Source organism: Cupriavidus yeoncheonensis (assembly GCF_905397275.1).
GTDB classification, from domain to species: Bacteria; Pseudomonadota; Gammaproteobacteria; order Burkholderiales; family Burkholderiaceae; genus Cupriavidus; species Cupriavidus yeoncheonensis.
This window is the reverse complement of sequence record NZ_CAJPUY010000011.1, coordinates 37,064-57,462: the sequence shown is the minus strand read 5'-3', so window position 1 is coordinate 57,462 and position 20,399 is coordinate 37,064. Positions and strand designations below refer to the sequence as shown.

Here is a 20,399-nt window from a genome sequence, read left to right as displayed (position 1 = left end):
TTGTCTCCTCGTTATCGTTGGATGGTCCCCGCGCCGCCTTGCAGCGGGGGCCTCTCTACACCAGTCTGGTTCAGGCCGCCACGGTCGGCTTGATGTCTTCGTTGCGGACGTCGCTACCGTCCCACTGCGCCTTGAGCCGTTCCCAGCGCGCGCCGGTGGCGGCGAGGTTGCGTGCCTTGACGTGGCCATAGCCGCGGATGTCCATCGGCAGCCGCGCGATCTCCAGCGCCAGCTCCAGGTTCTGCGCGGAAAGCTTCGGCAGCAGCGCCTCGATGCAGCCGCGGTACTCCGCGATCAGCGCGCGCTCTTCACGGCGCTCGGCGGTGTAGCCGAACGGGTCGAGCGCGGTGCCGCGCAGGCCCTTGAAGCGGGCCAGCACCGCGAACGCCTTGCGCACCCAGGGACCATAGGCAGCCTTGAGCGGCACGCCGTCCTGGTTCTTCCTGGCGAACAGCGGCGGCGCCAGGTGGTGCACCAGGCGGAAGTCGCCTTCGAACATCGACTCGATCTGCTTGCGGAACGCGGCGTCGGTGTGCAGGCGCGCCACTTCGTACTCGTCCTTGTAGGCCATCAGCTTGAACAGCGAGCGCGCCACGGCTTCGGTGAGGCGGGTGCCACCCGTGACGGACTCGGCGATCCGGACGCGGTCGACAAGGGCCTCGTACTGCGAGGCATAGGCGCGGTTCTGGTAGGCGGTGAGGAACTCGACGTGCCGGGCCAGCAGGTCTTCCAGCGTCGGCTTGCGCACGAACTGGATCACTTGCGCGTTGGCGGGACGCGCCGGGACGCGCGACATGTCGTGCGCGCACATCCGGCCCCATTCGAACGCGGCCTTGTTGCTGTCGACCTGCACGCCGTTGAGTTCGATGGCGCGCATCAGCGCGGCATGCGACAGCGGCACGCGGCCCTTCTGCCAGGCGTAGCCCAGCATCATCAGGTTGGCATAGATGGACTGGCCCATGACCTGCTTCGAGACCTGTTCGGCGTCGAAGCTGCCAACCTGGCCGCTGCCGACTGCCTGTGCAATGCGGCCGACGGCTTCCGCGGTCTGCGGATCCCAGTCCGGATTGCGCACGAACGCGGCGGTCGGCGTGACATGGCTGTTGAGCACCACGTAGGTCCGTTGCGTCGACATGGCGGCGAGCGAGGCCTTGCTGGCGGCCACCACCGTGTCGCAGGCGATCACCAGGTCGGCCATCGCCATGTCGACGCGGCTGGCGTGCAAGGCGTCGGGACTCGCGGCGATCTGGATATGGCTCCAGGTCGAGCCGCCCATCTGCGCCATGCCGGTCGCGTCCTGCGTGATCACGCCCTTGCCTTCCAGGTGCGCGGCCATGCCCAGCACGCCGCCGATCGTCACGATGCCGGTACCGCCGATGCCGGCCACGACGATGCGCCGGGGCGTGGCGGCATCGGGCAGCACGGGCATGGGGATGTCGGTCGGGACGGGCTGGTTCTTGCCGCCTGCCGACGGCTTCCTGAGCTGGCCGCCTTCGACGGTGACGAAGCTCGGGCAGAAGCCCTTGGTGCAGGAAAAGTCCTTGTTGCAGGTGTCCTGGTTGACCTTGCGCTTGCGGCCGAACTCGGTCTCCACCGGTTGCACGGCCAGGCAGTTGCTCTCCACGGAGCAGTCGCCGCAGCCTTCGCACACCAGTTCGTTGATCACCACGCGCTTGGCGGGGTCGGGCATGGTGCCGCGCTTGCGTTCGCGGCGCTTCTTGGTGGCGCAGGTCTGGTCGTAAATGATGGCGGTCACGCCCGTCACTTCGCGCAGTTCGCGCTGCACGGCATCCAGCTCGTCGCGATGGCGCACGGTGACGCCGGCAGCCAGGTTGCTGACGCCCTTGTATTTCTCGGGCTCATCCGTGACCACCACGATCTGGCGGGCGCCTTCGGCGGCCAGTTCGCGCGACATGGCCGGTACATCGAGCTGTCCGTCCACCGGCTGTCCGCCGGTCATGGCCACGGCGCTGTTGAACAGGATCTTGTAGGTCATGTTCACGCCGGCGTGGATGGACTGGCGCACCGCCAGCAGGCCGGAGTGGTTGTAGGTGCCGTCGCCAAGGTTGGCGAACATATGGTTGCGCTTGCTGAACGGCGACTGGCCCATCCAGTGCACGCCTTCGCCACCCATCTGCGACCACGAGGTGGTCGAACGGTCCATCCACACCACCATGCCGTGGCAGCCGATGCCGGCCGTGGCCACCGAGCCTTCCGGCACCTTGGTACTGGTGTTGTGCGGGCAGCCCGGGCAGAACCACGGCAGGCGATCGGCGCTGCGCGAATCGCCCTGGGCCGTGGCGCGTTCCTTGGCCTCGATTTCCTTCAGGCGCACATCCATGCGCGCGGCCACGTCGGCGGGCACGCCCAGCGCCTTGAGACGCTGCGCGATGGCCTTGGCGACCAGTGCCGGCGACAGGTCGGCCTTGGCGCGCAGCAGCCAGTCCTCGGCCGGCTTGCGGTGGCTCCACTCTCCGCCCGCGCCGTCGGCATGCTGGTACTTGCCGAACACGGCCGGGCGCGCGTCGGCGGGATAGTGGTAAAGCTCGTCCTTGAGTTGCTGTTCGATGAGCGGGCGCTTTTCCTCGACCACCAGCACTTCGCGCAGCCCGTGCGCGAAGTCGCGCACGCTGTCGGGCTCCAGCGGCCACACCACGCTGACCTTGTGGACCCGCACGCCCAACGCGCGGCAGGCCGCGTCGTCGAGCCCCAGGTCGAGCAGGGCCTGGCGCGTGTCGCTATAGGCCTTGCCGCTGGCGATGATGCCAAACCGGTCGTTGGGGCTTTCGACGACGTTGCGGTTCAGCCGGTTGGCGCGCACGTAGGCGAGCGCCGCCGGCCACTTGAACTCCATCATGCGCGCCTCGGCCGCCAGCGGATCGTCGGGCCAGCGGATATGCAGGCCGCCCTCGGGCATGGCGAAGTCTTCCGGCAGGATGATGCGCGCGCGGTCCGAGTCCGTGACTACCGAAGCGCCCGATTCCACCACCTCCTGTACGGTCTTCATGCCGGCCCACAGGCCACTGAAGCGGCTCATGGCGAACGCGTGCACGCCGAGGTCCAGGATGTCCTGCACGTTCGACGGGAAGAACACCGGCAGGCCGCAGGCGATCAGGGTCTGGTCGCTCTGGTGCGCCAGCGTGCTGCTCTTGGACACGTGGTCGTCGCCGGCCAGCGCGATCACGCCGCCCAGGCGCGAGGTGCCGGCCAGGTTGGCGTGCTTGAGCGCATCGCCGCTGCGGTCGACGCCGGGGCCCTTGCCATACCAGATGCCGAACACGCCGTCGTACTTCTTGCTGTCCGCGTCGAAGTCGAGTTGCTGCGAGCCCCACACGGCGGTAACGCCAAGCTCCTCGTTGACGCCGGGTTTGAACACCACGTGGTTGTCGGCCAGGTACTTTTTGGCCCGCCACATGGCCTGGTCATAGTTGCCGAGCGGCGATCCGCGGTAGCCGGAAATGAACGCCGCGGTGTTGTGGCCGGCCAGCGCATCGCGCCGGCGCTGGAGCAGCGGCAGGCGCACCAGGGCCTGCACGCCGCTCATGAAGGCGCGGCCGGATTCGAGGGCGTACTTGTCGTCGATCGACACGGCTTCCATGGCCTTCCGGGCGTCGTCGGGGAGTATTGGGGCGTTCATGGGCGGATTCAGCCTGTGTGGTTGTGGGGTAGGGGCGGCCGGCGTCTGCCGGTGGCCCGGATACTGTTGATATCGCGTTGATGTCGTCGCGGATCCGGCTAGGCCGGGAACGGGATGGCCAGGGTGCGGCCGAGTTCGCCCAGCTCGCGCGCAATCGCATCGGGCAGGGCAATGCCGCGCTCGCGGCCCTCCCGTTCGAGTGTGTCGCCGCGATGGCCGGGGAGCCTTGCGTCGCCGCCACCGGCAGCGAGGTAATTGCCAGTCCATTGCGCCATGTAGTCGGCGAACAGGTCCTGGCCGGCGAATGCCTCGGGGCGGACCAGCCAGACAAAGCCGCCCTGGCGTCCGACCGCGCCGCCGCTGCCGACGCTGTTGCGCTCGGGGGCAAGCGAACCCGCGGTAGCGGACAGCGCGCCTGCCAGGCATTCGACCATCATGGCGATGCCGATGCCCTTGTGGCCGCCGGTCGGCAGCAGCGAGCCGGCCAATGCACGCTGCGCGTCGGTGGTCGGCTTGCCGTCGGAGTCCAGCGCCCAGCCTTCCGGAATGGGTTTGCCTTCACGCGCGGCGAGCAGGATGTGGCCGCGCGCGGCGACGCTGCAGGCCACGTCGAACACGATCGGTGCCTGGCCCGGCAACGGGCAGCCGAAGGCGATGGGGTTGTGCCCGATGGCGGGGCGGGCAAAGCCTTCCATGCCGAGCATGGGCGGCGTGCGCTGTCCGACGATGCAGAACGCGCCGGCTTCGGCCGCGAGCAGCGCGTGGATGCCCAGTGCGCCGAGGTGGCCGCACGACTGCACGGCAACCAGTACGCTGGCACTCGATGCCAGCGCTTCGAGGCCCAGCCGCACGGCTTGCGGCCCGGCGACCTGCCCCATGGCCCCATCGGCATCCAGCACGATGCCGCCGGGGAAAGTACGGTGCGACATGGCGGCGCGCGGGTTGAAGTCACCGGCGCGCAGGCGCTCGACATAGGACGGCACGCGCGTCATGCCATGGGTCTTGTAGCCGCGCAGTTCGCTGCGCACCAGCGCGGTGGCGGCCTGCACGGCATGCTCGGGCGCCACGCCGCACGATTCGAATACCGCGGACGTCCAGCGCTCCAGGCTTTGGGCGCTCCATCGAATGGTCATGAAGATTTCTCCCGTACGATCATCAGCCGCTCGGTGAACGGCGCGGCGTAGACCGACTGGTAATAGAGCGGCTGGTCGCGCAGCGTGTAGCCGCGCATTTCCATGATGAAAGCAGGCGACTCGGCGTCGAGCCCCAGCTCGCGCGCGGCGATTGCCGGCGCCGGGCCGAAGCGGATCCACTGGTCCACGCGCAAGGTCGGCAGCGAGAGCCGCTGGCCGATCAGTTCGCGCAGGTTCTTCTCCAGCGCCTCGCGGTCCAGGCCGCCCAGTTGCGCGAAGTCTTCCTCGCGCAGCCAGAATTCGCTGTACAGGTCGAAGCGGCCGCCGACATTGATCACGCGCTCGATGCGCACGTAGCCGTCGCCTTCGAGGAAGTCCGACCACGGGCCCTTGCGCTTGATGCGCTTGACCGAACGCGCGTGGACGTAGGACGGCAGTTCGTTGCCGTCTTCATCGCGAAAGCGCAGGTAGCGGACATCGGCGGGCGCCACGCGCGTGCCGGACACGAAGGTGCCGCGGCCCTGCTCGCGCGTGATCAGTCCCGAGTGCGTCAAACGGATCAGCGCCTTCTGAATGGTCCCGACGCTCACGCCATGGATCGCGGCCAGCTCGCCTTCTGAGGGCAGGCGGTCGCCTTCGCGCAGGGCGCCGGATTCAATGGAGCGGATGATCGCGTCGGAGACGCTGTTGAGTTTGGTCATGGTTGCTCAGAGGCTCAGTGCGAATCGACTGATCGCGGTCTCCCGGATATCGAGCACTTCGCTGGTCAGCTGCGTGCCGGATGCGACGTCCATCGCATAGGCATAGAGCTGATCGCCAAGGTCCGAGATTTTCTCTCCGTGCTGCAGGATCCCGCTGACGTCGAAGTCAATGTTGTCGGCCATGGTGCGCAGCGTATTGACGTTGCCGCACACCTTGACGGTCGGTGCCACCATGCTGCCGATCGGATTGCCCACTCCGGTGCCGAAGAAGGTGAGCTGGCACCCGCCGGCGGCAAGCGCAGTCAGATTTTCCACTGCCGCGGCCGGGGCGTCCATGAAATGCAGTCCCTTCTTCTGCGGTGCCTCGCCATAGCGCAGCACGCCCACCAGCGGCGAGGTGCCGGCCTTGGCCAGGGCGCCGAGCGCTTTTTCCTCGACCGTAGTCAGGCCGCCGCGCTTGTTGTCGGGCGAGGGCTGGTCCTCGCGCATGTCGACGCCGCGCGCAATGGCCAGGTTTTCCATATTGCGCACCGCGCTGACAAAGGCCTCGCGCACGCGCCCGTCGGTCGCCCGATCGGCGAACAGGTGGTCGGCGCCGATGAACTCGGACGTCTCGGAGATGATCACCGTGCCGCCCTCCGCGATCACGAGGTCGGCCATGCGGCCGATCACCGGATTGCAGCTCAGGCCCGAAGTGGTATCCGATCCGCCGCATTCCACGCCGATCACCAGCGACGACACCGGGCAAGGCACGCGGCGCGCGCGCGATGCCTGCAGCGAAAGCCGCGTGGCCTTGCGCGTGCCTTCGGCAATGCAGTCGACGGTGCCGTTGGGCTGCAGGTGGACCTGCTCGACGGGCTTGCCGGTGGCCTGGATGCGGCGCGCGACTTCTTCGGTGGAAGACGGCTCCAGGCCCACCAGCAGCACCGCGGCGATATTGGGATTGCGGCCCAGGCCCGCCAGCGATTCGAAGGCGAAATCCAGGTCGGCGCCGAACTGGCCGCGCACGAACAGCGTGGTGACCGGGATGCAGCCGCCCACGGTGCGCGCAATGGTGCGCGTCACCGGGTTGCAGTTGTCCATGACGGAGACGACCGCGACCCAGTTGCGCACGCCGACCGCGCCGTTTTCGCGCGGGTATCCGAGAAAGGTGGTTGCCATCTGTCTTAGCCCTTGTGCAGGTCGCCGCGCGCGCGCGCCGACTCGATGTTGTGAACGTGCATATGCTCGCCGGCCCGGATCGCGTGGCTGGCGCGGCCGATTACCTGGCCGTACTTGAGGATTTCCTGGCCCGGCGAGGTCTCGGTGACGCACACCTTGTGGCCGAACGGAACGTCCTGCAGCAGGACCAGCTTTCCGGTTCGCTCGCCTTCCAGGGCGCAGGCGTCACCGGCTTGGCCGGCGTCCAGCAGGGTGGCCACATTGTCGGCCGGGTTGAGTACGATGGCTCTGGGCATTGATGAACTCCTGTATAGGTGTTGAGATCCAATGTAGAGAATCGCGCCACGCTTAGTCAAGGACAAACAGGCCTATCCCCGAGAAAACCACTACTCGTACGTAGAAGTCCTATATAGAAGTTGTTGACATCGAAGACGCGCCTGTCTATCGTCATAGCAACGGAGCCGCCTGGATGCGGCGCCGGCTCCCAACCAAAGAGGACAGGCATGAAGGTGGCATCACACCTCGTGAAGATTGCGAAGCTCCAGGCACTGCGTGAACGCCTGGATCCGCTCGAGGATTTCGAACTGTGGTTCTGGGCAGGCATGACGGCGGGTACGCATGCGGTCAATGCAGCACTGCACCAGGCCGGAATCACGCTCGACGACGACATGTTTGCGACGCAGCCGGGGGTCTATCTGGTGCCCCAGCCGGACGGCAACCTGAAGGCGGCGTTCCGCCCGCTTGGCGACGTGCTGCATGTCGGCCGTCCCAAGGTGGAGGCGCCGGTGCCGGCGGACATCGCGGCAATGATGGAAGACATGGAGCAGATCGAGCACTACCGCGATCCCTGCCTGCGTGAAGGCCTGGTGCCGACGCCGGCGATTGCGCAGAGCTGCGACGCGGCGCTGCAGCGATGCCTGGGCGCGCTGGCCCGGCGCACGGAAGGAGGCGCACATGGACATTGAAGCGCACATGGCAATCGCACGCCGCATTGAGGCATCGATGCAGAAGTGCGAGCCCACCGACTACGAGATGATCATCGAAGCCGCGATGCTCGCTGGCACGAACTGGCTGAACATCCTGCTGCACAAGCTGGGCACCACGCCGTCGCAGCAGGACGTATTCCACAGCTACCTGCTGACCGTCAATGAATTCCGGCGGCTCGCGGTGGCGGCGGAAAAGCCGCTTGCGGCGCTTGTGGCCATCGAGGACAGCCGCCCGCCGTTCGTGCGGGGCAACCATGCCGGCGGCGAGGCCGCGGCCGAACGCGCGCTGGCGCAGCTTGCGCTGATCCGCGCGTCGGCGCTTGGCGCGACGTGAAGCGGCAACGCGTGAGCCGCAGACAGATCAACAGACAACGACAGAGTCAGACAAGGAGCCAACAGTGAAGGCAGTCCGCGTAGTACCAGGCCCGGAGGGCGGCAAGGTCGAAGTGCAGGATATTCCCGTACCCGTCGTGGCAGCGGGCCAGGTGCTGGTGAGGGTCCGTGCATCGGGCCTGAACCGCGGGGAAATCAACCAGGCCAAGGAGCTGCGCAGCGGCAATACCATCACCACAGGCGTCGAGTTCGCCGGCGAAGTGGCTGACGTCGGCGAAGGCGTGAGCGGCTGGCGCAAGGGCGACCGCGTGATGGGCCATGGCCGTGGCTGCCAGGCCGAATATGTCATTGCCGACCCGATGGCGCTGATCGCGGTGCCGGACGGCATGTCGTGGATCGACGCCGCGGCGTTCCCCAATGTGTTCATCACCGCGCACGATGCGCTGGTGGTGAACGGGCAGCTCAAGGCTGGCGAGTCGGTGCTGATCAACGGCGCTTCGGGCGGCGTGGCGTTGGCCGCGATCCAGATCGCCGCGCTGATGGGCGCCAAGCCCGTCATCGCCACTTCGCGTTCGGCGGCCAAGCTGGACAAGATCAGCCAGTACGGCGTGGACGTCGGCATCGATTCGTCGAAGGACGACCAGGTCGAAGCGGTCATGGCGGCGACCGGCAACAAGGGTGTCGACATCATCATCGACACGGTCGGCGGCCCGGTCTTCGAAGCCAATATGAAGAGCCTTGCCGTCAAGGGCCGGCTGGTGAATATCGCGCGGCTCGGTTCGGCCACGGCCCAGATCGACCTGTCGACGCTCTGGCTCAAGCGCCTGCAGCTGATCGGCGTGACGTTCCGTACCCGCACCGAGCAGGAGCGGCTGGAATGCATCCAGGCCTGCGCGCGCGACATGCTGCCCTTCCTGCGCGCCGGCCGCGTACGGCTGCCGATCGACCGCACCTTTGCCATGACCGACATCGGCACGGCCCACGAATACATGAAGCAGGACCAGCACGTCGGCAAGATCGTGCTGCTGGTCGACTGATCCAATCAGACGAAACGAGGAGACATGATGACGATTCAAATCAAGCCGTTGACGGGGTCCGTGGGCGCCGCCATCACCGGCGTGAACCTGAACGACCCGATCAACGACGCCACCTTCGAGGTCCTGCATCAGGCCTTCCTGGAGCACGGCATGCTCGTCTTCCGCGGCCAGTTCCTGCAGCCGGCGGCACAGGTGGCGTTCGCGCGCCTGTGGGGCACGCCGGTCCAGGGCAACCCCTTGCTGAAGGGACTGGCGGAGTTTCCGGAACTGTTCCAGGTCACCAAGATCCCCAAGGAGACTGCCTCCACCGAAGCGTGGCACTCCGATTCGATCTACACCGCCGTGCCGCCGAAGATCTCCATCCTGTCGGCCGTCACCATCCCGGTGGGGGGGGACACCATGTGGTGCAACCAGTACCTGTCGTACGAGCGTCTGTCTCCTACCCTGAAGCGCCTGATCGAAGGGCTGCGCGCCACTTTCAGCGGCGGCCGCCTGGCCAGGATGACCGGCTCGGACAAGGTGCCGACGGCGGTTCATCCCATCGTGCGCACGCATCCGGAAACCGGCCGCAAGGCGCTGTACGTCGGTCACCCGGATACGGCCCTGTGCATCGAAGGCATGACCGAGGCGGAAAGCCGCCCGCTGCTCGACTTCCTGTACGAACACTCCACCACGCCGGACAACGTCTACCGCCACATGTGGCAGGAAGGCGATGTGGTGATGTGGGACAACCGCAACACCATGCACTACGCCGTGCATGACTACGGCAATGCCGAACGCGTGCTCAACCGCGTGACGCTCGAAGGCGACGTGCCCCGCTGAGCGGCACCACCATACCGGCACCGCCCCGGCCGCTGTTGGCCGGTGGCGAGTTGCCCGGCGCACTGACCCGCGGGACGGCGCGGGACGGCGCGGACCACAGGAGAGTGAAGCATGCAGATAGGGATCCCGACTGAGACCCGGGCGGGGGAGGCGCGCGTCGCCGCCACGCCAGAGACGGTCAAGAAATACGTCGCACAGGGCCATCAGGTCGTGGTGCAGGCCGGTGCCGGATTACGGGCCAGCCAGCCGGATGCCGCCTATGAGGCCGCAGGCGCCGCCATCGGCAGCGCCGTCGAGGCGCTCGGCGCGCAACTGGTGCTGAAGGTGCGCGCGCCCGAGATCACCGAGCTGGCGCACATGAAGCCGGGGGCGGTGCTGGTTGGCATGCTCAATCCGTTCGATGCCGAGAACAAGGTGCGCATGGCCGCCGCCGGCATCACGGCGTTCGCGCTCGAAGCCGCGCCGCGCACCACGCGCGCGCAGAGCATGGACGTGCTCTCCTCGCAGGCCAATATCGCCGGCTACAAGGCCGTGCTGGTCGCCGCGCACCACTACCAGCGCTTCATGCCGATGCTGATGACCGCCGCGGGCACCGTCAAGGCGGCACGCGTGCTGATCCTCGGCGCCGGCGTGGCCGGCCTGCAGGCCATTGCCACGGCCAAGCGCCTGGGCGCGGTGATCGAGGCCTCGGACGTGCGCCCCGCCGTGAAGGAGCAGATCGAATCGCTCGGCGGCAAGTTCCTGGACGTCCCGTTCATCACCGACGAAGAGCGCGAAATCGCACAGGGCGTGGGCGGCTATGCCCGGCCGATGCCGCCGGACTGGATGCGCCGCCAGGCCGAACTGGTGCACGAGCGCGCCAGGCAGGCCGACATCATCATCACCACCGCGCTGATCCCGGGCCGCAAGGCACCGGTGCTGCTGCAGGAAGCAACCGTGCAGCAGATGAAGCCGGGCTCGGTGGTGGTCGACCTGGCCGCCGCGCAAGGCGGCAACTGCCCGCTGACCGTGGCCGACGAAGTGGTCGAACGCCATGGCGTCACCCTGATTGGACACACCAATCTCGCCAGCATGGTCGCGGCCGACGCCTCGGCGCTCTATGCCCGCAACGTGCTGGACTTCCTCAAGCTCGTCATCGACAAGGAAGGCCAGTTCACGCTCAACCCGGAAGACGACATCGTCGCCGCCTGCCTGATGACACGGCAGGAAGAAGAGGCCCTGGCCTGTTAAGGAGAGTTTGATGGAAATGGTGAACCACACGGTGATCAACCTGATCATCTTCGTGCTGGCGATCTACGTGGGCTACCACGTGGTCTGGACAGTCACGCCCGCCTTGCATACGCCGCTGATGGCGGTCACCAATGCAATCTCGGCCATCATCATCGTCGGTGCCATGCTGGCAGCCGGCCTGACCGAGGGCGGCGTTGGCCGCACGATGGGCACGCTGGCGGTGGCACTGGCCGCGGTCAATGTGTTCGGCGGCTTCCTGGTCACGCAGCGCATGCTCGAGATGTTCCGCAAGAAGGCCCCCAAGGTGAAGGCCGAAGCGAAGGCCCCGGCGCATGCCGGCGGCGAACTGGTGGAGATGCCGCGATGAATGCCCTGTCCATGAATATGGTGACGCTGTTCTACCTGGGTGCGTCGGTCTGCTTCATCCAGGCGCTGAAGGGCTTGTCACACCCGGCTTCGGCCCGCAAGGGCAATGCCTTCGGCATGATCGGCATGGCGCTGGCGGCGCTTACCACGGTGGCGCTGATTGCCAAGCTCAAGAGCGAGTTCCTCGCTGCCGGCGGCGGCGCGGGCGCAGGTTCGGGCCTGGCACTGATTCTCGCGGGACTGGTCGTCGGCGGTGGTATCGGCGCCTATGTGGCGAAGAAGGTCGAGATGACCAAGATGCCGGAGCTGGTGGCGGCGATGCACTCGCTGATCGGCCTGGCCGCGGTTTGCATCGCCGTGGCGGCCGTGGCGGAGCCAGCGGCCTTTGGCATCGCAGCGGCGGGCTCGCATGAGATCCCGCTGGGCAACCGCATCGAGCTGTTCATCGGCTGCTTCGTCGGTGCCATCACGTTCTCCGGTTCGGTGATCGCGTTCGGCAAGCTGGCCGGGCGCTACAAGTTCCGCCTGTTCCAGGGCGCACCGGTGGTCTTCCCCGGCCAGCACATGCTGAACCTGGCGCTGGCGGTCGCGATGGTCGGCTTCGGCATTGCGTTCTTCATGACGCAGGACTGGATGCCGTTCCTGGTGATGCTGGCCATTGCCTTCGTGCTCGGCGTGCTGATCATCATCCCGATCGGCGGTGCCGACATGCCGGTGGTGGTGTCGATGCTGAACTCGTATTCGGGCTGGGCGGCGGCGGGCATCGGCTTCTCGCTGAACAACCCGATGCTGATCATCGCAGGCTCGCTGGTGGGTTCGTCCGGTGCCATCCTCTCGTACATCATGTGCAAGGCGATGAACCGCTCGTTCTTCAACGTGATCCTGGGCGGCTTCGGCAGCGAAGCGACGGCGGCAGGCGCGGCCGGCTCGCAGGCCCAGCGCAATGTGAAGTCGGGTTCGGCCGACGATGCCTCCTTCCTGATGGGCAATGCCGAGACCGTCATCATCGTGCCCGGCTACGGCCTGGCCGTGGCGCGTGCCCAGCACGCACTGAAGGAACTGACCGAGAAGCTGACCGAGAAGGGCGTGACCGTGAAGTATGCGATCCACCCGGTGGCGGGCCGCATGCCGGGCCACATGAACGTGCTGCTGGCCGAGGCCGAGGTGCCCTACGACCAGGTCTTCGAGATGGAAGACATCAACAGCGAGTTCGGCCAGGCCGACGTGGTGCTGGTGCTCGGCGCCAACGACGTGGTGAATCCATCGGCCAAGACCGACCCGAAGTCGCCGATCGCGGGCATGCCGATCCTGGAGGCCTACAAGGCCAAGACCATCATCGTCAACAAGCGTTCGATGGCCGCCGGCTACGCCGGGCTGGACAACGAACTGTTCTACATGGACAAGACCATGATGGTGTTCGGCGACGCCAAGAAGGTAGTCGAGGACATGGTCAAGGCCGCGTAAGCGGAGCCGCCACGCGGATATCACAGCACACAGGAGACATGGCAATGAAGCAGCACGATGGGCGCGGCCTGGAACCGTTTGCCGACCTGGAGGGCAAGGTGGCAATGGTCACCGGCGCCTTCAGCGGGCTTGGCCTGCATTTCGCGAAGACCCTGTCGCGCGCGGGCTGCAAGGTGGCATTGGCCGGACGGCGCGTGGGCGAAGGCGAGGCGCTGCTGGCCGAACTGCGCAAGCAGGGCGGACAGGGGTGCGTGGTCGCGCTCGACGTGAGGGATCCCACCTGGGTCGATGCGGCATTCGAGGGCGCGCGGCGCGAGCTCGGGCCAGTGCAGATCGTCGTCAACAGCGCCGGCATCGCCACCACGGGCGCGGCCATGGAGGTGGACGAGGCGCAGTGGCAAAGCGTCATCGACACCAACCTGAACGGCGCCTGGCGCGTCGCCCAGCGCGCCGCCCGCATGATGCGCGACACCGAAACGGGCGGCAGCATCATCAACATCGCCTCGATCCTCGGCCTGCGCGTGGCGCAGCAGGTGCCGGCGTACACCGCCGCCAAGGCGGGGCTGATCCACCTCACGCGCTCGCTGGCGCTGGAGTGGGCGCGCCATGGCATCCGTGTCAATGCGCTCGCGCCGGGCTACTTCGAGACCGAGATCAACCGCAGCTTCTTTGAGACGGAAAGCGGACAGGCGCTGATCCGGCGCATCCCCCAGCGCCGGCTCGGGCAGCCGCGCCAGCTCGACGGCGCGCTGCTGCTGCTGGCCTCCGACGCCTCCGACTTCATGACCGGCACGGTGCTGCCCGTCGACGGCGGCCATTCCATCAACTCGCTTTGAGGCAAGCTTCCATGTTCACTCCCTGTCCCACCGAGCGCAGCAAGGCCATCGCCGACCGTGTCGAGGCCTTCGTGCGCGACGTTGTCGCGCCCTACGAGCGCGATCCCCGCAACGCCGGCCACGGTCCGACCGAGGACCTGGTACACGAGCTGCGCGCCAAAGCCCGCGAAGCCGGCGTCATGACGCCGCACATCCTGCCCGACGGCAGCCACCTGACGCAGCTCGAGACGGCCGCGGTGCTCAAGCGCTCCGCGCTGTCGCCGCTGGGCCCCGTGGCCGTCAATACGATGGCGCCGGACGAGGGCAATATGTACCTGCTCGGCAAGGTCGGCACGCCGGAACAGAAGCGGCGCTTCCTCGACAAGCTCGTGAGCGGCGAGGCGCGCTCGGCCTTCTTCATGACCGAGCCGGCCGAAGACGGCGGCGCGGGCTCCGATCCGTCCATGCTGCAGACCATTGCCGTGCAGCAGGGCGACCACTGGGTCATCAACGGCCGCAAGATGTTCATCACCGGCGCGCAAGGCGCCTCGGTCGGCATCGTGATGGCGCGCACGGGCGGCGACGACAAGGTCCAGTCGACCATGTTCCTGGTGGACTTGCCGGATCCCGCCATCCGCATCGAACGCGTGCTGGACACCATCGACAATTCGATGCCGGGCGGCCATGCGCTGATCGTCATCGACAATCTGCGCGTGCCGGCCAGCCAGGTGCTCGGCGAGGTCAACGAAGGCTTCCGTTATGCGCAGGTACGGCTGTCGCCGGCGCGGTTGTCGCACTGCATGCGCTGGCATGGTTGCGCCACGCGCGCGCACGAGATCGCCACGGACTACGCGACCCGGCGCAAGGCGTTCGGCAAGCTGCTGATCGACCATGAAGGCGTGGGCTTCATGCTGGCCGAGAACCTGATCGACCTGCAGCAGGCGGCGCTGATGATCGACTGGTGCGCCGGCGTGCTCGATGGCGGCGTGCTCGGCACCACTGAAAGTTCGATGGCCAAGGTGGCGGTGTCCGAGGCGGTCTACCGCGTCGCGGACCGCTGCGTGCAGGTCATGGGCGGATCGGGCGTGTCTCGCGATTCGATCGTCGAGCAGGTGTTCCGCGAAGTGCGCGCCTTCCGCATCTATGACGGCCCCACCGAAGTCCACAAGTGGTCGCTGGCGAAGATGATCAAGCGCACGGCCCTGAGCGGCGAGGCGAGCCATGGCTGACGCGCACGACTTCGCCGGCACGGTGCCGGTGCGCGAACAGCACCGCTTCGACCAGGCGGCGCTGGAGCGCTGGATGGCGCAGAACGTCGAGGGCTATGCCGGGCCGCTGACGGTCGACCAGTTCAAGGGCGGGCAATCCAACCCCACCTACCGCCTGCGCACGCCGGGGCACAGCTATGTGCTGCGGCGCAAGCCGCCCGGCGAACTGCTAAAGGGCGCGCACGCGGTGGAACGGGAAGCGCGCGTGATGGCGGCGCTGGGACAGGCGGGCTTTCCGGTGCCCCGCATCCACGGACTCTGCACCGACGATGCGGTGATCGGCAGCTGGTTCTTCGTGATGGACCTGGTCGAAGGCCGGATCTTCTGGGATGCGGGCTTCGCCGATGTGCCGCGCGACGAGCGCGCCGCGTACATGGATGCGATGAACGCGACGCTGGCCAGGCTGCATACGATCGACCCGAAGGCCGTCGGGCTCGGTGACTACGGCAAGGCGGGCGGCTATGTCGCGCGCCAGGTGGCGCGCTGGTCGGGGCAGTACCTGAACGACGAACTGGCCGGCCGGCATCCGGCGATGGACCGGCTGGTCGACTGGCTGCCGCGGCACCTGCCCGCCACCGACGACGTTGCCATCACCCACGGCGACTTCCGGGCCGACAACCTGATCTTCCATCCCACCGAGCCACGCGTACTGGCCGTGCTGGATTGGGAGCTGTCGACACTGGGCGATCCGCTTGCCGACTTTGCCTACCACGCCATGATGTTCCGCATGCCGCCCGATATCCTGGGCGGCATCGCAGGGCGCGACCTGGCGGCGCAGGGATTGCCGGATGAGGCGGCGTACGTGCAGGCGTATTGCCGCCGCACCGGGCGTAACGGCATCGGTGACCTGGACTTCTACATCGCCTTCAATATGTTCCGCTTCGCGGCGATCCTGCATGGGGTCAAGGGGCGCGCTGCACGCGGTACGGCTTCCAGTGCCGAGGCGCATGCCATGGGCGAGCGCTTTGCACGGGTGGCTGAATTGGCCTGGGAACAGGCGGAACGGGTGAGGGGATGAATTCGTTGGGGGTTCTGGCGCCTGCCAGGGCCGATAACCCGATCATCACCCTGTCGCAGATTGGCAAGCGCATGTCCCAGCGGGCCAAGCATGGAAGCCGGGGACGCCAGATACTGGCGAGGTCAGCCTGTGACGGCATGCAAAGTAGCTGTGCGTCGCAAGCGTGGGGCTTGAGGATTCGCTGAAGGATGGACCAGGGAAAACATCGTGAACGCATTGAACGGCTATGACTACGAGGATCTGCAGCTCGGCATGACCGCGAGCTTTGCCAAGACCATCACGGAAGCCGACATCGAACTGTTTGCCGCCGCCTCCGGCGATACCAACGCCGTACACCTCGACGAGGATTTTGCGAAGACAACCCCCTTTGGCGGACGCATTGCCCACGGCATGCTGACCGCAAGCGTAATCTCGGCGGCGCTGGCCAATCGCCTGCCCGGCCCGGGCACGATCTACCTGAGCCAGAACGTACGCTTCAAGGCGCCGGTGAGGCCCGGCGAAACCGTGCAGGTCACCGTCACGGTCACGGGCCTTCATCCGGAGAAACAGCGCGTCGCACTCAGCACGGTCGGCAAGGTCCAGGACAGGATCGTCGTCGATGGAGATGCGCTGGTCATGCCGACATCGGCAAAGCCGCGCATGCGATAGCGCAACCGCGTCGCTTGCCCCGCGAAGTCAATGGCTCGTCCGGAACGCGATGCGTCCAACCGGAGAACCGCTCCGTGTGCGAACTGCCGCAGAGGCTTCTTCTCCATCCGCATGGAATCGAGATGTGCGGCATGGATGCTTGCTGCCAGCGGTTCAAGTGCTGCAAGGGCCGCCATTGCAACGGAGGTGGCGAGACGGAGGCGTCGGCCCGAGTAGACCAGTGTTGATCCTGCGCGGCTTTGTGCAGGCTCGGAACTACCACTGTCATCGAAGGCAATGGCCTTGGCACGACAAGTGAAGATCGATTTGCCCGCAAGCTGTACCTTGGGTTTTCCACCAAGTCCGTCTCAGGAATCCTCTGAGACCACAGGAGCATGACAATGGCTGCAGCGAATATGGCGCTGAGCCGGGCTATCGAGTACGGCCAGCGTCACCTGAGCCTGAATGTCCGACGCGGTCTCGTGTTGCTTTTCCTGCTCGTCCAGGCGGCATCCATCGGTGCCTACCTGTCGTTTGACCGGGCGCGGATCGAGGGTGACACCGTACGCATCCTGCGCAACACCGCCTTGCTGAGGGCGGAGCAATTCGATGCCAGATTCCAGGCCATGCGCTATCAGTTGCGTGTGGTTGGCGACGCGGTGCTGCTTAACCAAAACGTCCCCCTTGCCAACACCGAGCCGTTCCTCGCGCAGGAACTGACCCGTGGCTGGCTGGACGCACTGCTCATCACCAACGCAGAAGGCGACATCATCGCCAGGAGCGGTGACTTCCCGATCGACGAGGCTCTGGATGGCACCACACTCTCGCTCGACAGCTTTCGGGATAGCCCCGTGTCCAGGGACCTTCGCCAGCCGGGCGTGAACGAGGGGCTTTTTTTCTGGCGTGGCAATGGCAGCCGTTCGGATTCCCGAGGCTTCCTCACCTATCGCGCCGTGTACGACGCAGAGGGCCGCTACCTCGGCGGCGTCATTGGCTATCTCGCCAATGCCACCCTGGAACGGCAGTACCTGCAAATCGGGATACGGGGCTTTGACCTCGGCGCCGGAGGTGTCGTGACCGTGGTCGACCGAGACAGCGGTCACGTGCTAGCCCGGATGGGTGGGTACGCGCCCCTTCCCGGTCATGCGGACGCGTCCATCGCAAGTCAGATGGTCCTGGCCGGCGATACAGCGTTGCGGGCACACCGCTTCGTCTCGCTCATCGACGGCGCGCGCCGGCACGGTGTGTTCCTGAACATCAACCAGGGCAAATGGGTGCTGGTGGTGGCCGCATCCGACAAGGCCTTCCTGCATGGCTGGCGTCTGCGCACGTGGCTGGGCGCCGGCGCGTTTCTCGCCATGGCCATCCTGCAGTGGATGCTGCTGCACTATGCGAACGACAAGTTCCTGCAACGCGAACACCTGTCCCGGCAGGCCCTGCACGATCCCTTGACCGACCTGGCGAACCGTCGCCGCTTCGACGAGTGGGCCCGGGTCGCGCGCAGCCAGGCGCTGCGCCATGGACAAGCCCTGTGCGTGATGTCCTTCGACCTGGACTTCTTCAAGCGGGTCAACGACACCTACGGACATGATGGCGGCGATGCCGTACTCCGGCACGTGGCTCACCTGCTGCGGAGCTCCCTGCGTGAAGGGGACATCGCCGCCCGCTTCGGCGGCGAGGAATTCGTCGCCGCCCTGGCGCATACTTCCCTGGAGGGGGCCATGGAGACGGCCGAGCGTATTCGCGCCAGCATTGCCGCCGAACCGGTGAAGTTCAAAGGCCAGACCATCGCGATCACCACCAGCGTCGGAGTCGCCCAGATTACGTCGGACGAACTCGCCGCGAACGACGGCATGGATGCTGCGCTCGCCCGCGCCGACCAGGCGTTGTACCAGTCCAAGAAGAATGGACGCAACCGGGTCTCTGTGGCCAGCGCAGGAACCGCGTTTCGTAACCGCTAACTTAATCAAGAACAAGTCAGTCCTGAAAGGGTCCTGCGGCCGTGTTCGGCCAGAAGCGGTCAAATGGAAGCGTGCCCGATAGCAGTCGTTGGGAACGATGAATTCCCCGTGCGAGTCGGTGTCCTAGCCGCGCTGGCCTTTCGTGTTATTCCTGCGACTCGAGGCTCACTGGCATCGCCTGCAGAATTTCAGCCAGCAGTTCGTTTTGCGCCTGCGTATCCTTAACATCTAACGCTCGGTTGCTCCATTTTTCCTTGAGCTTCCAGTCGATGCCGAACTCGATTCCATTCATCGTAGATGGGTCGAGGCTGTGTGAAAACGTCTCGATCACCTAGACTGAGTCAACGCATTCAGACTGGGGGATCGGATGAAGCGATTCATAGAGGGAGAGGACCGCAAGCAAGCTTCACTGCTTCCAGAATGCCTCGATGATTTCATCGCCGAGGACAACCCCGCCAGGATCATCGACGCATTTGTTGAAGAGTTGGATCTCGAGTCGCTCGGGTTCGAAGGTGCCAAACCTTCGACTACAGGTCGCCCCTCATATCATCCTGCAGTCCTGTTGAAGATATACATCTATGGCTACCTCAACCGGGTCCAGTCCAGCCGCCGTCTGGAGCGCGAATGCCAACGCAATATAGAGCTGATGTGGCTTACCGGTCGACTGGCGCCGGACTTCAAGACGATTGCAGACTTTCGCCGGGATAACAGCACTGGCATTCGCAATGTCTGCCGTCGCTTCGTTGTTCTGTGCCGCGATCTTAAGTTGTTCTCACAGGCCCTGGTCGCCATCGACGGCAGCAAGTTCAAGGCAGTCAACACTCGGGACCGCAATTTCACTGCTGGCAAGGTCGACAAGCGCCAGCAGCAAATAGAGGAAAGCATCCAGCGGTATCTGGGCGCGCTGGAGACTGCGGATCGCACGCAGCCAGCGGAGATAGAACTCAAGACAACTCGACTGCGCGAGAAGATCGCGCAACTGCGCCAGCAGATGCATAGCCTTGACCAGATAAAGGAAGAGCTCAAGACGTTGCCAGATGGACAGATCTCGATGACCGATCCCGATGCGCGCTCGATGGCGACGAGTGGCAAGGGCTCTGGAATGGTCGGCTACAACGTACAGATGGCCGTGGATGCCAAGCACCATCTGATCGTCGCCCATGAGGTCACCAATATTGGCAGTGATCGGGCGCAACTCAGTTCGATGGCTCGAGCCGCTCGCGATGCGATGGGTAAGGCCAGGCTTAAAGCCATAGCTGATCGTGGCTACTTCAGTGCGCTGGAGATCAAGGCGTGCACGGATACGGGCATTGCTGCCATCTTGCCCAAGCCAGCGAGGTCCAGCGCGAAGGTGGGTGGTCGATTCGTTCGGGCAGACTTCATCTACATTGCCCGAGACGATGAATATCAATGTCCCGCCGGTGAACGTGCGATATACCGCTTCACCAGAGAAGAGCATGGACTACAGCTACGCCGCTATTGGAGTAGTGCTTGTCCTCAGTGCACCATGCGGTCTCAATGCACGCCTAGTCCGTACCGGCGCATCTCCAGATGGGAGCATGAGGAAGTGCTGGAGGCTGTCCAGCGCCGGCTCGACAAGACGCCGGATGCAATGACGGTTCGCAGGCGAACCGTCGAGCATGTCTTCGGAACCTTCAAACATTGGATGGGCTACACGCACTTCCTGACGCGCACGCTACCGAATGTAGGTACGGAAATGAGCCTTCATGTTCTGGCGTACAACCTGAAGCGCGTCCTTCGAATTCTCGGGTTCTCGAAAACAATGAAGGCCATGCGCCTGGTGGGTGCGTAAGCGCCCATTTGCGCTCAAGAAATGGGC

At 65.7% G+C, this 20,399-nt stretch carries 19 protein-coding genes; 13 read left to right on the top strand and 6 right to left on the bottom strand.

The window, feature by feature from the left end:
* Positions 1-70: 70 nt before the first annotated feature.
* From KHO22_RS16370 to KHO22_RS16350, 5 genes are all read right to left on the bottom strand, one after another.
* Entirely contained in the window at positions 71-3,637 is a 3,567-nt protein-coding gene (locus KHO22_RS16370) for an indolepyruvate ferredoxin oxidoreductase family protein (protein ID WP_211948206.1), read from the bottom strand.
* 98 nt (positions 3,638-3,735) lie between these two features.
* The gene (locus KHO22_RS16365) at positions 3,736-4,770 is read right to left on the bottom strand and encodes an Ldh family oxidoreductase (protein ID WP_211948205.1); all 1,035 of its coding nucleotides are present in this window, start codon (positions 4,768-4,770) and stop codon (positions 3,736-3,738) included.
* Positions 4,767-5,471: a GntR family transcriptional regulator gene (locus KHO22_RS16360; RefSeq protein ID WP_211948204.1), complete on the bottom strand. Its 705-nt coding sequence runs from the start codon at positions 5,469-5,471 to the stop codon at positions 4,767-4,769. Before KHO22_RS16360 ends, KHO22_RS16365 begins: the two co-directional genes overlap by 4 nt.
* Before the next feature lie 6 nt (positions 5,472-5,477).
* On the bottom strand, positions 5,478-6,632 hold the full coding sequence (locus KHO22_RS16355) for a UxaA family hydrolase (protein ID WP_211948203.1): 1,155 nt from the start codon (positions 6,630-6,632) through the stop codon (positions 5,478-5,480).
* Positions 6,633-6,637: 5 nt separating this feature from the next.
* Positions 6,638-6,928, bottom strand: a complete 291-nt coding sequence (locus tag KHO22_RS16350) for a UxaA family hydrolase (protein WP_211948202.1) — start codon at positions 6,926-6,928, stop codon at positions 6,638-6,640.
* A gap of 207 nt (positions 6,929-7,135) precedes the next feature.
* On the opposite strand from KHO22_RS16350, the gene KHO22_RS16345 reads away from it, so the two are divergent.
* The 12 genes from KHO22_RS16345 to KHO22_RS16290 all read left to right on the top strand — a co-directional run bounded on the left by KHO22_RS16345 (position 7,136) and on the right by KHO22_RS16290 (position 18,559).
* Positions 7,136-7,597 carry a hypothetical protein gene (locus KHO22_RS16345; RefSeq protein WP_211948201.1) on the top strand — a complete coding sequence of 154 codons (462 nt, stop codon included), beginning with the start codon at positions 7,136-7,138 and terminating at the stop codon, positions 7,595-7,597.
* Positions 7,587-7,952, top strand: coding sequence for a hypothetical protein (locus tag KHO22_RS16340; RefSeq protein WP_211948200.1), 366 nt, complete (start codon positions 7,587-7,589; stop codon positions 7,950-7,952). The genes KHO22_RS16345 and KHO22_RS16340 overlap by 11 nt, the downstream gene beginning before the upstream one ends.
* 64 nt (positions 7,953-8,016) lie before the next feature.
* Positions 8,017-8,988: a zinc-binding dehydrogenase gene (locus KHO22_RS16335; protein WP_211948199.1), complete on the top strand. Its 972-nt coding sequence runs from the start codon at positions 8,017-8,019 to the stop codon at positions 8,986-8,988.
* Between the two features lie 27 nt (positions 8,989-9,015).
* Positions 9,016-9,810 carry a TauD/TfdA dioxygenase family protein gene (locus KHO22_RS16330; protein WP_211948347.1) on the top strand — a complete coding sequence of 265 codons (795 nt, stop codon included), beginning with the start codon at positions 9,016-9,018 and terminating at the stop codon, positions 9,808-9,810.
* Between the two features lie 111 nt (positions 9,811-9,921).
* Entirely contained in the window at positions 9,922-11,040 is a 1,119-nt protein-coding gene (locus KHO22_RS16325) for a Re/Si-specific NAD(P)(+) transhydrogenase subunit alpha (RefSeq protein WP_211948198.1), read from the top strand.
* 10 nt (positions 11,041-11,050) lie between these two features.
* The gene (locus KHO22_RS16320) at positions 11,051-11,407 is read left to right on the top strand and encodes an NAD(P) transhydrogenase subunit alpha part 2 (RefSeq protein ID WP_211948197.1); all 357 of its coding nucleotides are present in this window, start codon (positions 11,051-11,053) and stop codon (positions 11,405-11,407) included.
* Positions 11,404-12,870 (top strand): NAD(P)(+) transhydrogenase (Re/Si-specific) subunit beta, encoded by a 1,467-nt coding sequence (locus KHO22_RS16315; RefSeq protein WP_211948196.1) that lies wholly within the window; start codon positions 11,404-11,406, stop codon positions 12,868-12,870. The genes KHO22_RS16320 and KHO22_RS16315 overlap by 4 nt, the downstream gene beginning before the upstream one ends.
* Before the next feature lie 44 nt (positions 12,871-12,914).
* A complete protein-coding gene (locus KHO22_RS16310) occupies positions 12,915-13,706 on the top strand; it encodes an SDR family NAD(P)-dependent oxidoreductase (RefSeq protein WP_211948195.1) in 792 nt (263 codons plus the stop codon).
* Between the two features lie 11 nt (positions 13,707-13,717).
* Complete coding sequence (locus tag KHO22_RS16305) at positions 13,718-14,914, top strand: acyl-CoA dehydrogenase family protein (RefSeq protein WP_211948194.1); 1,197 nt, start codon at positions 13,718-13,720, stop codon at positions 14,912-14,914.
* On the top strand, positions 14,907-15,971 hold the full coding sequence (locus KHO22_RS16300; protein ID WP_211948193.1) for a phosphotransferase: 1,065 nt from the start codon (positions 14,907-14,909) through the stop codon (positions 15,969-15,971). Before KHO22_RS16305 ends, KHO22_RS16300 begins: the two co-directional genes overlap by 8 nt.
* 207 nt (positions 15,972-16,178) lie before the next feature.
* Complete coding sequence (locus tag KHO22_RS16295) at positions 16,179-16,619, top strand: MaoC family dehydratase (protein ID WP_211948192.1); 441 nt, start codon at positions 16,179-16,181, stop codon at positions 16,617-16,619.
* A gap of 380 nt (positions 16,620-16,999) precedes the next feature.
* Positions 17,000-18,559, top strand: a complete 1,560-nt coding sequence (locus KHO22_RS16290; protein WP_211948191.1) for a sensor domain-containing diguanylate cyclase — start codon at positions 17,000-17,002, stop codon at positions 18,557-18,559.
* Between the two features lie 145 nt (positions 18,560-18,704).
* On the opposite strand, the gene KHO22_RS16285 is transcribed toward KHO22_RS16290, so the two are convergent.
* Positions 18,705-18,890: a hypothetical protein gene (locus KHO22_RS16285; protein WP_211948190.1), complete on the bottom strand. Its 186-nt coding sequence runs from the start codon at positions 18,888-18,890 to the stop codon at positions 18,705-18,707.
* Positions 18,891-18,926: 36 nt separating this feature from the next.
* On the opposite strand from KHO22_RS16285, the gene KHO22_RS16280 reads away from it, so the two are divergent.
* Positions 18,927-20,372: an IS1182 family transposase gene (locus tag KHO22_RS16280; RefSeq protein ID WP_211948189.1), complete on the top strand. Its 1,446-nt coding sequence runs from the start codon at positions 18,927-18,929 to the stop codon at positions 20,370-20,372.
* Positions 20,373-20,399: the final 27 nt, after the last annotated feature.

Coding starts and splice junctions, on each gene's coding strand:
- KHO22_RS16360 (WP_211948204.1), bottom strand. CDS start 5,471: ATGACCAAACTCAACAGCGTCTCCGACGCGATCATCCGCTCCATTGAA.
- KHO22_RS16280 (WP_211948189.1), top strand. CDS start 18,927: ATGAAGCGATTCATAGAGGGAGAGGACCGCAAGCAAGCTTCACTGCTT.
- KHO22_RS16320 (WP_211948197.1), top strand. CDS start 11,051: ATGGAAATGGTGAACCACACGGTGATCAACCTGATCATCTTCGTGCTG.
- KHO22_RS16300 (WP_211948193.1), top strand. CDS start 14,907: ATGGCTGACGCGCACGACTTCGCCGGCACGGTGCCGGTGCGCGAACAG.
- KHO22_RS16305 (WP_211948194.1), top strand. CDS start 13,718: ATGTTCACTCCCTGTCCCACCGAGCGCAGCAAGGCCATCGCCGACCGT.
- KHO22_RS16345 (WP_211948201.1), top strand. CDS start 7,136: ATGAAGGTGGCATCACACCTCGTGAAGATTGCGAAGCTCCAGGCACTG.
- KHO22_RS16330 (WP_211948347.1), top strand. CDS start 9,016: ATGACGATTCAAATCAAGCCGTTGACGGGGTCCGTGGGCGCCGCCATC.
- KHO22_RS16325 (WP_211948198.1), top strand. CDS start 9,922: ATGCAGATAGGGATCCCGACTGAGACCCGGGCGGGGGAGGCGCGCGTC.
- KHO22_RS16340 (WP_211948200.1), top strand. CDS start 7,587: ATGGACATTGAAGCGCACATGGCAATCGCACGCCGCATTGAGGCATCG.
- KHO22_RS16350 (WP_211948202.1), bottom strand. CDS start 6,928: ATGCCCAGAGCCATCGTACTCAACCCGGCCGACAATGTGGCCACCCTG.
- KHO22_RS16370 (WP_211948206.1), bottom strand. CDS start 3,637: ATGAACGCCCCAATACTCCCCGACGACGCCCGGAAGGCCATGGAAGCC.
- KHO22_RS16365 (WP_211948205.1), bottom strand. CDS start 4,770: ATGACCATTCGATGGAGCGCCCAAAGCCTGGAGCGCTGGACGTCCGCG.
- KHO22_RS16310 (WP_211948195.1), top strand. CDS start 12,915: ATGAAGCAGCACGATGGGCGCGGCCTGGAACCGTTTGCCGACCTGGAG.
- KHO22_RS16290 (WP_211948191.1), top strand. CDS start 17,000: ATGGCTGCAGCGAATATGGCGCTGAGCCGGGCTATCGAGTACGGCCAG.
- KHO22_RS16355 (WP_211948203.1), bottom strand. CDS start 6,632: ATGGCAACCACCTTTCTCGGATACCCGCGCGAAAACGGCGCGGTCGGC.
- KHO22_RS16315 (WP_211948196.1), top strand. CDS start 11,404: ATGAATGCCCTGTCCATGAATATGGTGACGCTGTTCTACCTGGGTGCG.